The 14,268-nt window shown below is 66.3% G+C and carries 16 protein-coding genes; 10 read left to right on the forward strand and 6 right to left on the reverse strand.

The annotated features are described in order from the left end of the window. Positions 1 to 88 precede the first annotated feature (88 nt). The 4 genes from R3E10_15580 (at position 89) to R3E10_15595 (ending at position 2,502) form a co-directional block, all read left to right on the forward strand. Positions 89 to 466, forward strand: coding sequence for a YciI family protein (locus R3E10_15580; GenBank protein ID MEZ4417174.1), 378 nt, complete (start codon positions 89 to 91; stop codon positions 464 to 466). Continuing rightward, positions 448 to 1,704 carry a DUF6596 domain-containing protein gene (locus R3E10_15585; GenBank protein MEZ4417175.1) on the forward strand — a complete coding sequence of 419 codons (1,257 nt, stop codon included), beginning with the start codon at positions 448 to 450 and terminating at the stop codon, positions 1,702 to 1,704. The genes R3E10_15580 and R3E10_15585 overlap by 19 nt, the downstream gene beginning before the upstream one ends. Positions 1,705 to 1,784: 80 nt before the next feature. Further along, positions 1,785 to 2,078, forward strand: a complete 294-nt coding sequence (locus R3E10_15590) for an AbrB/MazE/SpoVT family DNA-binding domain-containing protein (GenBank protein MEZ4417176.1) — start codon at positions 1,785 to 1,787, stop codon at positions 2,076 to 2,078. Next, positions 2,062 to 2,502 carry a PIN domain-containing protein gene (locus R3E10_15595; GenBank protein ID MEZ4417177.1) on the forward strand — a complete coding sequence of 147 codons (441 nt, stop codon included), beginning with the start codon at positions 2,062 to 2,064 and terminating at the stop codon, positions 2,500 to 2,502. Before R3E10_15590 ends, R3E10_15595 begins: the two co-directional genes overlap by 17 nt. Positions 2,503 to 2,542: 40 nt before the next feature. On the opposite strand, the gene R3E10_15600 is transcribed toward R3E10_15595, so the two are convergent. From R3E10_15600 to R3E10_15615, 4 genes are all read right to left on the reverse strand, one after another. Then, positions 2,543 to 2,803: a type II toxin-antitoxin system ParD family antitoxin gene (locus R3E10_15600; GenBank protein MEZ4417178.1), complete on the reverse strand. Its 261-nt coding sequence runs from the start codon at positions 2,801 to 2,803 to the stop codon at positions 2,543 to 2,545. 75 nt (positions 2,804 to 2,878) lie between these two features. Then, positions 2,879 to 3,094: an addiction module protein gene (locus tag R3E10_15605; GenBank protein ID MEZ4417179.1), complete on the reverse strand. Its 216-nt coding sequence runs from the start codon at positions 3,092 to 3,094 to the stop codon at positions 2,879 to 2,881. Positions 3,095 to 3,148: 54 nt separating this feature from the next. Next, positions 3,149 to 4,030, reverse strand: a complete 882-nt coding sequence (locus tag R3E10_15610; protein ID MEZ4417180.1) for an arsenite methyltransferase — start codon at positions 4,028 to 4,030, stop codon at positions 3,149 to 3,151. Positions 4,031 to 4,089: 59 nt separating this feature from the next. Continuing rightward, positions 4,090 to 4,443, reverse strand: coding sequence for a metalloregulator ArsR/SmtB family transcription factor (locus R3E10_15615; protein ID MEZ4417181.1), 354 nt, complete (start codon positions 4,441 to 4,443; stop codon positions 4,090 to 4,092). Between the two features lie 313 nt (positions 4,444 to 4,756). Here R3E10_15615 and R3E10_15620 point away from each other — a divergent pair, with 313 nt between their 5' ends. Genes R3E10_15620 through R3E10_15630 form a run of 3 tightly spaced genes read left to right on the forward strand, consistent with a single transcriptional unit; the run spans position 4,757 to position 8,618 of the window. Then, complete coding sequence (locus R3E10_15620; protein ID MEZ4417182.1) at positions 4,757 to 6,064, forward strand: SIR2 family protein; 1,308 nt, start codon at positions 4,757 to 4,759, stop codon at positions 6,062 to 6,064. Then, positions 6,061 to 6,585, forward strand: a complete 525-nt coding sequence (locus R3E10_15625; GenBank protein ID MEZ4417183.1) for a hypothetical protein — start codon at positions 6,061 to 6,063, stop codon at positions 6,583 to 6,585. The genes R3E10_15620 and R3E10_15625 overlap by 4 nt, the downstream gene beginning before the upstream one ends. Then, the gene (locus R3E10_15630; protein MEZ4417184.1) at positions 6,582 to 8,618 is read left to right on the forward strand and encodes an AAA family ATPase; all 2,037 of its coding nucleotides are present in this window, start codon (positions 6,582 to 6,584) and stop codon (positions 8,616 to 8,618) included. The genes R3E10_15625 and R3E10_15630 overlap by 4 nt, the downstream gene beginning before the upstream one ends. Positions 8,619 to 8,864: 246 nt before the next feature. Here R3E10_15630 and R3E10_15635 read toward each other — a convergent pair whose 3' ends face one another. Both R3E10_15635 and R3E10_15640 read right to left on the reverse strand, forming a co-directional pair. Then, complete coding sequence (locus R3E10_15635) at positions 8,865 to 11,594, reverse strand: ABC transporter permease (GenBank protein MEZ4417185.1); 2,730 nt, start codon at positions 11,592 to 11,594, stop codon at positions 8,865 to 8,867. Between the two features lie 19 nt (positions 11,595 to 11,613). Then, the gene (locus R3E10_15640) at positions 11,614 to 11,889 is read right to left on the reverse strand and encodes a type II toxin-antitoxin system Phd/YefM family antitoxin (GenBank protein MEZ4417186.1); all 276 of its coding nucleotides are present in this window, start codon (positions 11,887 to 11,889) and stop codon (positions 11,614 to 11,616) included. A gap of 547 nt (positions 11,890 to 12,436) precedes the next feature. On the opposite strand from R3E10_15640, the gene R3E10_15645 reads away from it, so the two are divergent. The 3 genes from R3E10_15645 to R3E10_15655 all read left to right on the forward strand — a co-directional run bounded on the left by R3E10_15645 (position 12,437) and on the right by R3E10_15655 (position 14,268). Further along, a complete protein-coding gene (locus R3E10_15645; protein ID MEZ4417187.1) occupies positions 12,437 to 12,904 on the forward strand; it encodes a hypothetical protein in 468 nt (155 codons plus the stop codon). A 73-nt stretch (positions 12,905 to 12,977) separates the two neighbouring features. After that, complete coding sequence (locus tag R3E10_15650; protein MEZ4417188.1) at positions 12,978 to 13,370, forward strand: VOC family protein; 393 nt, start codon at positions 12,978 to 12,980, stop codon at positions 13,368 to 13,370. A 112-nt stretch (positions 13,371 to 13,482) separates the two neighbouring features. Continuing rightward, positions 13,483 to 14,268, forward strand: a complete 786-nt coding sequence (locus tag R3E10_15655) for a methyltransferase (GenBank protein ID MEZ4417189.1) — start codon at positions 13,483 to 13,485, stop codon at positions 14,266 to 14,268.

The following is a 14,268-nucleotide window of genomic DNA, read 5'->3' on the forward strand; positions in this document are numbered from 1 at the left end:
AGCTGCGGCCCCTGTCGATCGGCACGGCCCGACCTCGTCATGGAGGTGTAGACAGCACGGCCAACCACCATCGGCGAGGACTTGAACCATGCGTTACACGCTACTGCTCCACTACCCAGAGATGACCCCGAGCGACATCGGTGAGGACGCGATCAAGGAGGGCCAAGCCGCCTTCCACGCTTACGCCAGCGCCCTCGAAGAGGCGGGCGTGCTGGTGTCCGCCGAGGTTCTGCAGCCCAGCCAGAACACCACCACCTTGACCATGGGCGACTCGGGGCTCCGCGTGCAGGACGGTCCCTACGCCGACACGAAGGAACAGCTGGGAGGCACCTTCGTGCTGGACGTCCCGGACCTCGACGCGGCGCTGGCCTGGGCGGAGAAGTGCCCTGCGCTTCATTGGGGCGGCGTGGAGATCCGGCCCTCGGCGGTACGGTTCGTGGAAGGGAGATGGATCCCCTCCTCGTGACGAGCGAGGCGACTTCCCGTGCGTGGTCGCGGGCCGAACAGGTGGCCCGCGACGCGTACGGACGCCTCCTGGCGATCCTCTCGGAGCGTTCTGGCGACATTCAGCTGGCGGAGGACTGCCTGGCCGAAGCGTTTACCCGCGCACTCGAGACCTGGCCGGAGTCCGGCGTGCCTGAGAACCCGGAGGGATGGCTGATCACGGTCGCGCGCAACCGGCATCGCGACGCGCTCAAGTCCGCCGACCATCGGAGAAGCGGACCGCTGGAGGACGCGGCGAATGCAGCCGCCGCCGCGCTGACGGACGTCGACCCGGACGCCATTCCGGATCGGCGCTTGGCCTTGCTCTTCGTTTGTGCGCACCCGGCGGTGGACCCCCCGGCCCGAGCTCCGCTGATGCTTCAAACCGTGCTCGGCTTCCAGGCCAGCGAGGTTGCGCGGGCCTTCGGTGTGCAAACGGCCGCGATGGCTCAGCGACTCGTACGCGCCAAGCGTCGCATCAAAGAAGCAGGCATCCCCTTCAAGGTACCGGACCAGGCCCACGCGCCGGCGCGCCTGGGCGCCGTGATCGAGGCGATCTACGGGGCCTACGCCATCGACTGGATGCTCGTGTCCGGCCAGACCATCCGCGCATCCCTGGCCGAAGAGGCCCTCTACCTCGCGGTGACGCTCGCCGAGCTCCAACCCGAGGAGCCCGAGGTGCTCGGACTCGCTGCACTTCTCTCCCTCTCGCTGGCCCGGGCGGCTGGCCGTACGCGGGGAGGCGAGTTCGTGCCGCTCGATGAGCAGGATCCGGCCCTGTGGGACGCCCACCTCATCCGCCAGGGTGAACGCTACCTCCGGCAAGCCCATCCGCTCGGCCGTATCGGGCGCTTTCAGCTCGAGGCCGCGATCCAGTCGGCTCACTGCGCTCGGCTGGGGTCGGGTGCGGTGGATTGGCCCACCGTTCTCACGCTGTATGAGGGTCTCCTCGCCACTGCGCCTACGCTCGGTGCCCAGGTCGCTCACGCCGCCGCCGTGGCTCGGGTGTCCGGCGCCCCCGCGGGACTTTCGGCGCTCGATCGAATCGGGGACCCGGCGATCCGTCGTTTTCAACCTGCGTGGGCGACCCGGGCACACCTCCTGGCCGAGGCCGGCCGCTGGACCGAAGCGGGAGCCGCGTTCGACAAGGCGATCTCGCTGACGACCGAAGCGGACGTGAGGGCTTATCTGAACGGGCGGCGAAACGCGCTGCCGCGCTGACGGGATCACGATGGGCGGGCACTGTGCGGATGTTCTCGATTCCCCTTGCGCAAGGCTATTATCCTTACCATGGTAAGGACATGAGTAAGGTGACCAGCAAGCGCCAGGTGTCGATTCCCAAAGAGGTGGCCGACCGCTACGGCATCGCCCCGGGGGACGAGATCGACTGGATCCCGGCGGGCGACGAGATCCGCGTGGTGCCGAGCGGCCACCGAGCCAGCACACTCAGTCCAGCGGAGCGGCTGCGGTTGTTCGACCGCGCCTCCGAGCGGCGCGACCAAAGGCGGGCGGGCGGCGCTGAGCGCCCCCCAGTGTCCGAAACCGACAGGGGCTGGACGCGCGACGATCTGTATCCTCGTGGCCGCACTGGTTGACACCAACGTCCTGGTCTACCGCTTCGACGACCGCCATCCGTCGAAGCAGGCCCTGGCCGATTCGCTTCTCCGCGAGGGGATCGCGAACGGGAGCCTACGACTGGCCCATCAAGCGGTGCTGGAGTTCGTGGCGGCTACCACGCGGCCTCAGAGGGAGGGCCCTTCCATCCTCCCGCCGGACGTGGCTCGTCTCGAAGCCGAAGACCTGCTCCGGCAATTCGAGATCCTGTACCCGGATCCCCGTGTTGGCCGAACGGCCCTTCAAGGCATGGCGGCCTATGGCCTGGCACTGTGGGACGCGCACATGTGGGCCTACGCCGAGGTGCACGAGCTCGGGGTGTTGTACTCCGAAGACTTTCAGCACGAGCGCTGGTACGGCGGGGTGCTGGTTCTGAATCCGTTCGTGGCTGCGTCGGCGGCGTAGCGACAGCGGGCACGCGCCCTCGCGGGTCTCGCTGAGGGCTCTAGCCTCTTCGCGGAGAAAGCCCTGCCTTCTCTCGAGCGGAGCGCTTGATCTTCTCCATGTCTAGGGGCCCCGCGTCGCCGCTCTGTTCGCCTTCGATCAGGGCGTGGCGCAGGGTCTCGACCTTCTGTTCGTGTTCTTCGAGGAGACGGAGGGAAGCGCGGACCACCTCGCTCGCCGATCCATAGCGCCCGGTCTCGACCTGGCGCCTGATGAACCCCTCGAAATGCTCGCTCAAGGTGATGCTGGTGTTCTTGGTCATGGCCGTGCCCTCTTGGTGGTACCAAAAGCTATAGCAGTTATGGTACCATTGCCCAGAGGGCTGGCAGCCCGGCCGCTACGTGGAGCCCCGCAGGCGGCTGCGGACCTCTTCCCACGGAACGAACCGCGGATCGGCCGTGGCCAGCCTGCGCTCCAGCTCCTGGACATGCCACTCAGGAATCGGCACATCGGCGGGCGTCGCAGCGATCGAGTCCCAGGCTTCACCAGGGAGCGCGATTCTCTCCTCCGGGGGCAATCGCAGGATCTCGTCTAGGAGCGCTTGCCTGGTCATGCCCGAATCTCGATCTCCCCCGAGAAGCGGACAATGTCCGGTTGGGCCGCCCGCTCACCCACAGCACCCCGGCCCGCAACACGGCTCCGCCGCCTCCGCCAACGGCTTCCACGCCCGCATGAACGCGGACATGAACCGACCTTCGACGGCGGCTGCGAACGCGTCCACGTCCAGCCCCGACTCCTCCAGGAAGGCGCGCGCGTCCTCCACCTCGTAGATGCGCGTAGGCTCCAGGCTCGGGTCCTCGAAGCCGGCTTCCTTGAGCAGCGTCTCGAACTCGCTCTCCTCCAGCGCACCGGCGATGCAGCCCACCCAGAGCTCCATACTGCGACGCATGTCGTCGGGGACCTCGCCCCGCACCACCACGTCGGAGACGGCGAAGCGGCCCCCGGGCTTCAGCACCCGGAACGCCTCCTGGAACACCTGGCGCTTGTCCGCCGAGAGGTTGATGACGCAGTTGCTGATGATCACGTCCACGCTGTTGTCCGGGAGCGGGATGTGCTCGATCTCGCCCTTCAGGAACTCCACGTTCTCCGCGCCCGCCTCGGCGGCGTTCCTCCGGGCCAGGGCCAGCATCTCGTCCGTCATGTCCAGACCGTAGGCCTTGCCGCTGGGGCCCACCCGCTTGGCCGAGAGCAGCACGTCGATGCCGCCTCCGCTGCCCAGGTCCAGCACCACCTCCCCCGGGGAGAGCTCGGCCAGCGCCGTCGGGTTGCCGCACCCCAGCGAGGCCAGCACCGCCGCCTCCGGCAGCGACGAGGCGGTCACCGAGTCGTACAGGTCCCGCGTGATCGGGTCGGTGGCGTCCGGTCCGCAGCAGGACGATGTCCCGCAGCAGCTCCCCTTCTGGCCACTGGCCGCCCGCTTGGCGGCCTCCCCGTACTTCTCGCGAACGATCTCCCGGACCTCCTGGCCCGTGGTGGTCGGCTGGCTCATCGGTCTCTCCATATCAACAGCGGTTGATGTATTAGGGTAAATAAAAAGGCAGGTTGCACTTAACTGCAGCAGGACCCGCCCGAACGGCTGGGCGCTCGCCACGTCTGGTCCGGCTTCACCTCACCCAGAAACGCCCGCATCTCCTCCAGCGCTCCCGGCTCCAATGCGTAGTAGACCCACCGCCCTTCCTTCCGGTCGGACACCACCCCCGCCTCCTTGAGCTTCTTCAGGTGGAAGGACAGCCGGGACTGGCCGGCGTCCAGCGCATCCTGCAGCTCACACACGCAGCGCTCCCCCTCGGAGAGCAGCTGCACGATCCGCAGGCGCGTCTCCTCGGCCACGGCCTGGAAGCGCTGGAGCAGGGCCTCGGTGGATGGGGTGGTGGTGGGCATGGGTGGGAGTATATCAATCATGGTTGATGGGTCAAGGCGGCCGGCCTTTCAGGGAAAGTCCTTTTCCCCGAGGGCCGCTCCCCACAGTGTGGAGGGCAGTGCGGGTGTCCTCGTGTATCGGCTAGCCACGCGCTCGACGTCGGCGCATTCTTGCCTCGGTACCCGCGGCTTGGGCGCAGCCGCTGCCGTTGGCTGCTTGGGGGTATGGGCTGGGCCGGCACGCGCCCCACCCCAGCCGCTGGGCCCCTCGGCTTTGAGCAGGGGTGTACGCACATGGACTGCCGAGAAAGGCGCTGCGACGATAGTGAGACCAGAGGTTAGAACTCGCCTTGCCGTGTCCCTCGAGGGCGGCAACCTAGCGATCCTGTGCGGCGCGGGACTGTCAATGGGATCGCCAACCGACCTGCCATCGGCGGCCGCACTCACCACCACCTGTGTCGCAGCCTACGAGTCGATTACCGGCGATACGGTGCCCGTTTCTCAGCGAGCCGATCTCGAAGCATTCGCGAGCTTCCTCATCGACCGCAACCAACTCGTTGTGCCGTTCATTGAGCGCATTGTCCCATGGGAGGCCAGATTCCAACGCCGTCCGAATGCGGGGCATGTTGCGATAGCCGACCTCCTCTTATCGAATGCAATCGTCGCCGCGGTCTCGACCAACTATGACACGCATATCGAAGACGCCTCCGCTGACCTCGGTGAGGGGGACCCGCGAGGAGCCCTCGATGGCGTCGAGGCGAATCTATACGCCGACCGCTACAAGCCTCTCCTGAAGCTCCACGGCTGCTGTCGTCGCTCACGAAACGAGACCGTCTGGCATCCCCGACAGCTTGACGACCCGACGATCTCAGCTCGCATTTCGAGCGCAGCAACGTGGCTCGCCGGTCACCTCCAAGGCCGGGATCTTCTGATTGTCGGCTTTTGGTCTGACTGGGCCTATCTGAATGCTGTCCTGGAGTCCTGCGTACAGAGTGTGCGCCCCCAGGCGATCATCGTCGTCAACCCCGACACCGCCTCCACACTGCAAACCAAAGCACACAGCTTGTGGAGCTGGACGCAAGCGTGCGGAGCCCACTTCTTTCACGAGGAGGAGCCCGCCGAGGTATTCCTTCACGACTTACGCCGCGTGGCATTGGAGCAGTTCGTGCGAAGGCTCCTTTTCGCATCGACAGGGAAATTCCTAGATCTTCTCGGGCGTGAGTTCTCGGGTACCCTTCCTGACCTCGCTCTTCTTTCCGTCGAGGCGCTGTTCGCATTCCGCCACGATATCGCCGCCCGCGCGTCAGACGAACCGGTCCGCACGCAGCGCCCGGAGGGTCTCGAGCACGCTGGCGCAATCCTGCTTCGCATGATCGAACTCGACGCAGAGTTTCTTGGCGATATGCTCGTGCTCAATGGAGAAGGAATCCGCCTCATCCGACGTCCCAGCGGCACTCGCATGAGCCAGGTCAGAGCCGATCTGGACTCTGCGGGTGGCCTGTCACCAGCAGTAGATCGCGTGGTGTGCGTCGACTGCCTGTCAGACAGCCTACCGAGTGATATCGTACGGGGGAGCCGCCCGGCCGGGATTGTACGTGGGGGATCGTCGGCCACATGGATGTCCATTGATGAGTTCTATCCCTACCTAGGTATCGCAGTATGAAGATCCTGGACACCGCTCTCGAGACTCTGGGTCAACACGGGTATCGTGTCTCCGTCGATTCGCAAGGCGACCGGCCGTTGTTGCTCTTTGAGAATCGCTCAGTGTTTGGTTTCGTCGCATCCTATGAGACTCCCGCAGAGCTCCTCTCAGACTGGGGACACACACAGGAATCTTTCCTCAACCGGTATTCGCGCGCCTTACAGCTGCATCCGACTAAAGCTTGGAATGCCTACGGAGTCTTCTTGGCCGCACTCCCCGGCGATGTCTTCGCTTCGCATCGGTTTGGAGCCATTGAGGAAGACTTCAATGCTACAAGGAAGATCGCACGCGCTGGGACGGCTAGCGCCGTCGAGGTCCGACGAGCCTTGGCACCTCTTCTGACAATAAGCGATGCGGACGTCCTCGCTAAGTTGGATATTGAGCACCGCCTCGCCTCTCACCTGCCGGACTCGTTGCGTTTGGCCCTTCTGAAGGCCCAGCCCGCCAACCGCATCGCAGACCTCATCGAGGGTGCGACATGAAGCTGACACGGGTTGAGCTTAGCGGCTTCCGTGGGGTTCGCGATCGCGTAAGTATCACGGTGCCATCGGGGTTTCTCGTTATCACTGGGCGTAATGGCGCAGGGAAGAGCAGCGTCCTCGACGCCGTTGAGTTCTCGCTCGTAGGCCACTTGCGGCGTCAACAAGGCCAGTCCGAAAGGAGCGAGCGCATCGAGGACTATCTTTGGTGGCGCGGCGCGGGGGATCCGTCCGACCAGTACGCGAGATGCTTCTTTGAGGGAGACGACGGACGGGCTCTTGTGCTGCGACGTGATCCTTCCAACTCGGCGTCGGGCATATCACCTGAGGTTCAGGATGTGCTCACGGAGACGCAGTCAGCACCTCAGGGCGCGCTTGAACAGCTTCTGGTTTCTGCGATGGTCCGCGACGAGGAGATTACTCGGCTCAGCATCGACTTGGCGGAAGCGGAGCGGTTCCGTTTCGTTCGAGAGGCGATCGGTGAGCGCCAACTCGGCACGATGCTGACGCGGATCGAAGCAGCGCGAACGGTCCTTAGCCAGCGCAATGACGCCGCGAAGAGTCGGTATGACCGAGTCCGCACGCAGTTGAACCAGGACTTGGAGCGCCTTTCCGAGCTCCGTGCAGCAGTCGTGTCGGAGGAACAGCTGGCAACAGCCCGCGCGGAGCTCACCGAGCTGCTGGGTGCAGAGATTGAAGACCTGAATGCCGTACGGACAAGAGGTACCGATTGGGGGGAAGCTGCGGCAGCGGCCATGGCCTTGGTGCGAAGCCTGACCAGCCTGATTGCAGAGAGGGATGCAGCGCGTGCGGAAGCCCCGACTGAAGCCGAACTCGTCTCTGCGGGTAAGGCCCTCGAGACGTCTGTCTCGAAGCTCCGCTTAGAGCTGGAGGGGATCGAGCCAATGCTGAGGCGCGCGGCCGACGCCGGAGGGGATGAGCAGCTGCTGGCTATTCTCCTAGAGACGGGTGAGCACATTGGCCGGCAGGAGGGCCGGTGCCCGTTGTGCGGCTCTGTTATATCGCCCGGGCAGTATGCGGAGCATATTCACCTCTCCCGCGCCGCGCTGCGCGCGGAGGTCGCCCGAGTTGCGGAGCTCCGGCGAAGGCGGGAGCAGCTCTTGGTCGCCATTTCCGATGCCGAGGAGCGGAGGTCGAAGGTTGAGCGGGAGCTCGCGGGCCAGCGTAGCAGGCGCGAAGAGATCACAACGCAGTTGAACGCCCTTCAGGGCCGGGCGCGTCAGTTGGTGCAGGGCGTGGCCGATGAATGGACGCCCATAGAGGCCCTCCAGGAGCTCCGACGTTTTGCTCAGACGAGGGAAGACGATGCATTGAGGGTTGGGCGGCTACTGAGACTTCTTGAGTCCGCCAGTATTTCGCGGCAGGTCGAAGCCGCCAGCGCTCGCGTCGAGAAGACGAGGTCAGAGGCGGATCGACTTTCTAGAGAGATGGAGAGGGCTGAGGGTGCACTCGCCAGGGCCACAGCGATCCGAGCTTCGCTGCGCCGACTGGAGGGGGAGGTCATCGAAGAGAGACTGTCCGCGATCGGGCCTCTACTGGAAGAGATCTACCTGCGCCTGCGTCCGCACTCGGACTGGACTCAACTCAAGTATCACATCCGAGGGGACGTGAAGCGGTTCCTGAGTCTTCAGGTGGGCGATGGACTCAACCCGAAATTCATGTTCAGTAGCGGACAGCGGAGAGCAATCGGCATCGCCTTTCTCCTGTCCGTCTACCTCAGCACGGGATGGAGCAAGCTCCGGACACTGTTTCTGGATGATCCCGTACAGCACATCGATGATTACCGAGCGCTGCATCTCGTCGAGTTGCTTGCTTCAATTGGCAGGACCTCAAGGCAGATCGTTTGTACGGTGGAAGACCCTGCACTGGCGGAGCTCTTGGCCCGGCGGCTCCGAGGTGTAACCCCAGGCCCCGGAGCAGTTGTCGAGCTTGAATACATACCGGGATATGGAACGCGCATTGCCTCCGAGAGGCACTTTGGCGAAGAGGGTGAGTGGATGCTTCTGACCGCCTAGGACTCCGATAAACGGCCAGGAGCGGGAGTTGGCAGACCCCTGTAGATTTCTTCGGGCCGTCCTGCCACCCGATTGACCGCGGTTGACGGCAGACGGCACAGTCGGCAATCGTGAACGGGGAAGCTTCATGGCACTGTCGGAGTAATGGCCTGCCGCCGCGAAGGCGGTCTGAGCAGCACGGCTATCGCTTCCGCGCTGGTACCCGAGCCCCACCGGGGAATGTCCCCTAGCGCTAGACCCTGGCGCCTACTCCACCCCCAACGCCTGCGTCGGATTAATCCCCGCCGCCCGCACCCCCGGCAGCAAACACGCCACCGCCGCCACCCCCGCAAACAACAGCGGCACTACCGTGAACGTGACCGGATCCCGCGGCCCCACCCCGTAGAGCTGGCTCTCCATCAGCCGGGTCAGGAAGAACGCGAGGACGGTCCCGGCCAGAACGCCCGCCGCTGCCATCCCGAGCCCCTGCCCCACCACCATGCGGACCACCGTCCCACGAGTGGCGCCCAACGCCATGCGCACCCCGATCTCCTGGGTGCGTAGGCTGACCAGGTAGGCCAGCACGCCGTAGGCGCCCACCAGCGAGAGGGCCAACGCCACCGCGCCGAAGGCGCTGAGCAGCACCATGGCGAACCGGGGGCGGGCCAGCGCGGAGGACACCACGTCGTCCAGGGTGCGGACCTCGGCCAGCGGCATGGCGGGATCCCGTCGGCGGATCACGTCCCGCACGGCTCCCACCACGGCGAGCGGGTCGCCGTCGGTGTGCACGACCAGCGACATGCGGCGGAGGTTGCCGGTGCTGGTGATCTGGGCCGGGGTGCGGTACCAGCGCTCCCGCGCGTCGCTGGTCACGCCGTTGTGACGGATGTTGCCCACCACCCCCACGATGGTGGCGGTATCGCCCGAGAACGTGCGCACGCGTGACCCAAGCGGGCTCACACCGGGGGCCCAGTAGCGCCGCGCGGCGGCCTCGTTGATCAGCATGGCGGGCACTGCGTCCCCGCGGTCGCTCTCCAGGAACGCCCGGCCCTCGAGCACGGGAATGCCCATGGCCTCGATGTAGCCGGGCGTGGCGAACTGCCATTCGGCGGCGGTCGACTCGTCCGGCGCGCGCACGTAGCCCACCACGTTGAAGCCGGAGTCCCCCATCTGGCTGGCCAGCGGCAGCAAGCGGGATGCGCCCGCCGCGCGCACACCCTGCAGCGCACGGATCTGACCCAGGACGTCGTCCCAGAAGCGCACGATGTCGTCCCGCTCGGGATAGGACGCCGACGGCAGCGTGAGGCGCATGGTAAGCACGTTCTCGGTGCGGAACCCCAGGTCGATCTGCATCAGGCGTGCGAACGTGCGCATCATCAGCGCGGAGCCGGCCAGCAGCACCACCGCCATCGCCATCTGACTGGCCACCAGCAGCCCCCGGAAACGACTGCGTCCGGGACCGCTCTCGGCGCCGCGGCTTCCGTACAGCGCACTCCCCACCGCGCGTTCGGTCACGCGGAGCGCCGGTAGCCAGGCGAACAGCACCGGTGTGGCGGCCGCGATCAGCACGGTGAACAGCAGCACCGTGGCGTTAAGCCCCACCGCATCCGCGCGCGGCACCGCGTCCGGGCTGATGCCCAGCAGCGCATGCACGCCCGCCCACGCCAGGAGCAGACCCAACGCACCACCCAACGTGGCCAGCAAGACACTCTCGGCGGCGAGCTGGCGGAGGATGCGCCCGCGCCCCGCCCCCAGCGCCCGCCGCACCGCCACCTCGCGCGTGCGCCGCTCAGAGCGGGACAGCGTGAGGTTGGCCACATTGCCACACGCGATCAGCAGCACCAGCCCGCACGCGCCCAGCAGCAGCAGGATGGTGCCCCGCGCCTTCCCCACCACGTCCTCCGTGACCGGGATCACCAGGGGGCGGAACGCGCGCGATTCATCGTACAGACCTTCGGCCACCCAACGTCCGGCCAGCGCATCCATCTCCACGCGCACCGACTCCACGCTGGCTCCGTCCGCGAGGCGGGCGATCACGTAGTAGCCGTGGTCGCCGCCGTTGCGGGGGATCTCAACCGGCACGGTGGCGTCGCCCTCGGCGGGGAAGAACACCTCGCTGGGAGAGACGGCCGCGTAGTCGATGGGCAGGCGGAAGTCCGGAGGCAGCACACCCAGCACCTCGAACGCGAGGCCGTTGATCTCGACGGTGCGGCCCACCACCGCAGGATCTCCGGAGAAGCGCCGCTGCCAGATGTCGTAGCCCAGGACCACCACCGACGCCTGGGTCACCGCCTCTTCCTGCGTGAAGAAGCGGCCGAGCCAGGGCCGCACGCCCAGCACCGAGAAGGCGTTGGCGGTGAGCACCGCGGAGCCCACACGCTCGGGCGCGTCCACCGAGGTGAAGTTGTGCTCGGACGTGAAGTAGAGCGCGGCGTCGGCCAGGCTCTGCGCCTGCTGCTGGTACGCCACGTACTCGGGCCAGGACACCCAGCTCTTCTCCTCGTCCGCCCAGTGGCTCCAGATGGACACCAGCCGCCCCGGATCCTGGTAGGGCAGCGGCTCGAGCAGCACGCCGTTGGCCACGCTGAAGACCGCCGCGGTGGCGCCGATGCCCATGGCCAGCGTGAGCACGGCCGCGACCCCGTATCCAGGAGCCCGGCGCAGGCTACGCGCCGCGTGACGCAGGTCCGCCGTCCATTCCCTCATCCCACCCCCTCTTCCCAGGAGCCTGCCGGCTCTGCCCAGTGCCTCCCTCAGCGTGCGGCCGGGCGAGGTGCCCGCCGCCCGCAGCGTGACCACCACCACCCGGCCGTCCTCGTCCACCACGCACACCAGCGTGTGCGCTCCCGCCGGCACCAGCAGCGTGCCTGTCTTGCCGGGATGGCCCTCTGCGCTGCTCAGCGCGTCGACGGCGCGGGCCACCGCGCGCCGCTCCTCCACGGGCAGTGCGCGGATCTGCTCGAGCGCCGCGCGCGAGACCTCCACCGGGTGGGCCACGGGACTCGTCTCCCCGGTCCTAGAGATCCAGCTCCCGCTTGGCCTCGTCCCAGGGCACCGTGTCCCCGGCTTCGATCTCCCGGAGCGCGGCCTCGAAGTCCCGCTTCTCCAGCAGCTCCCGCAGCCGCTCCAGGAGCGAGGCGTCCCGGAGCGGGACGATGGCCGCCAGCTCCTTCCCGTGACGGGTCACCACAAAGCGCTCTCCCCCGTAGGCGGCGCGGCTCACCAGCTCCGCGATGTTCTTCCGGGCCTCGGCGGCGGTGATGCTGTGCGGGGTGTCGGCGGAGTCGGTCATGGTGGGCTGCCCGGTGGGGACGGTTGCGGGGTGATTGTCCCAATATGGGCATTTGGTACAATATGTCAAATTGTGGCTTAGAGAGCCGAACTCTCGCGGGCTCGGGGAAGTACGCAGACCTTCGTATTCACGAAATCCGGTCGCTGTCTTCAACTACGAAGACCTTCGTGTTTCATCCGCCCCCGGAGGCACTGGGGTTTGGAGATTGCAGAATACCGATCAGGGACGTTGCCATTTACCGATCGCCAGCGTTGCACAATACCGATCGAGACGGCAATGCCGGCATGCGGCGGCCCTCGACCCGTCCCTCGATCCACAAGGGGGAGGTGCCTCGCCTCATCGACGAATCGCAACTCCGGCCTGAGGTCGGGAATCACGTACGGCGAGCGGTCGACGATCGAGGGCTCACCACGTGGTTCCGGTGGGTGCCTTGGGCGTCTGAGAGGACGCCTGTCGTTGCTTGCCCCCTGCCTTGTGGGAAGCTAGCCATCACTCGTCCTGGTCCTGGCGTCCCGTTGTCGCGGAGAAGGCAGTGGAGGAAGCACCCGTGAAGAAACGCAGCGTGTCCGAAGCGATGCACCTGCTGGCTAACCTGGGTGTCATCGCCGGCCTCGCGTTCCTCGGTGTCGAGTTGCGACAGAACAACGACCTGATGGAGATGGAGGCCCGGGCGACGCTGACGGAAAACCTGCAGGATGGCTGGTACCAGATCTCCAGCGATCCGGGCCTCGTAGAGCTGTTCCTCAAGGACCGGAGCGGCCAGGAACTGACGGAAGCGGAGGAGTTCCGTCTCAACGCCTACTGGATGGGCGTGCTGCTGCGCCGTGAATGGCAATACGAGCACTTTCCGGACGCCGAAACGGGTGTGGCCGGCATGAAGCGTCTCTTCGCGGCGTACGGTTCCCTGCGACGGGCATGGGGTGGAAGCGACAGCGCCTCGCGGCAGGCAGGCAGGGACAACTTCTCCCCCGAGTTCGTCCGTTTCGTGGAGACAGAAGTCCTGCCTGGTTCCTGAAAGACCGGGGATGCCCCGCTCGACGGGCCTTGAGGGCGGGCGACCCACAGACAACGTGCAATGCCACCGACAGATGACCCGACTGCACCTGGTGACGCTCGTGGTTCGGGACTACGAACCGGCCATCCGCTTCTTCGTGGACGTACTCGGTTTCGAGCTCGCAGAGGACAGCCCCTCGCTCACCAACGACGGCCGCCCGAAGCGCTGGGTGGTGGTGCGCCCGCCCGGCGCCGAGACGGGACTCCTGCTGGCGCGCGCGGACGGAGAGCGACAGACCCAGGTGGTGGGTGAGCAGTTCGGTGGGAGGGTGGGTCTGTTCCTTCGGGTGGACGACTTCGAGGCCACTTACCGCCGCATGGTGAGCGCCGGCGTGGAGTTCATCACCACGCCCCGTGACGAGTCGTACGGCAAGGTCGCCGTGTTCGAGGACCTCGAAGGCAATCGCTGGGATCTGTTGGGAGACTGAGGGGCACCGCGGCCAGCCCGTTCCGTCGCGGACGTTGGCGTCTGCGCGTAACGTGTCCTAGGTTCGCACTGGATCCGCACGGAGGGCCGGTGGACACACCGAGCATGCAGCCATGAGCTACCAGTTCGACCACGCGTGGCACGCCGAGCGCGCGAGGCTCGCGGCACTCGAGGCTGCGTTCGATCCGTGGAGCATGCGGACCATCATGGGTGCGGATCCACGCCCGGGCTGGCGATGTCTGGACGTCGGCGCAGGTGGCGGTTCGATCGCGGAACGTCTCTGTCAGATCGTCGGTCCCCAGGGCGAGGTCGTCGCCACCGACGTCGAGACGAAGTTCCTTCAGGCGCTCACGGCCCCGAACCTACGAGTTCTCCAACACGACGTCGTGACCGACCCGCTGGAAGAGGAGGGCTACGACCTGATCCATGTTCGTGCTGTGCTCGCCCACCTTCCCCAGCGCGACGCCGTCGTTCAGAAGCTGATTGAGGCGCTCCGCCCAGGGGGATGGCTTGTGGCCGTGGTCGCTGACTTCTCCACGGTCCGCGCCACCGACGCCTCGCCGGACGATGCAGCGTTCTTCGACCGTAGCTTCGCGTCTGTGATCGATGCGGCGCGCGTCATCGGCTTCGATCCGTTCTACGGCCGTCGCATCGGCGCTGTGCTGCGTGCCGAAGGGCTACACGATACGCACGTGGAGGGGGTCATTCTCGAGTGGCACGGCGGGCACGCGCTGGCGGACCTCTATGGGATGACCTTTCAGCGACTGCGCGAGCTGGTCGTTGGAAAGGGCGTGATCTCCGCAGACGACCACGCGCGACTGCTCTCCCTCATGGGGTCGACCGATTTCTTCGGGCTGAGCAACACGTTGTATCTGGGACGGGGCCGGAAGCCGGCCTAG

This window comes from Gemmatimonadota bacterium, assembly GCA_041390105.1.
Taxonomy (GTDB): Bacteria; Gemmatimonadota; Gemmatimonadetes; order Longimicrobiales; family Gaopeijiaceae; genus JAGQIF01.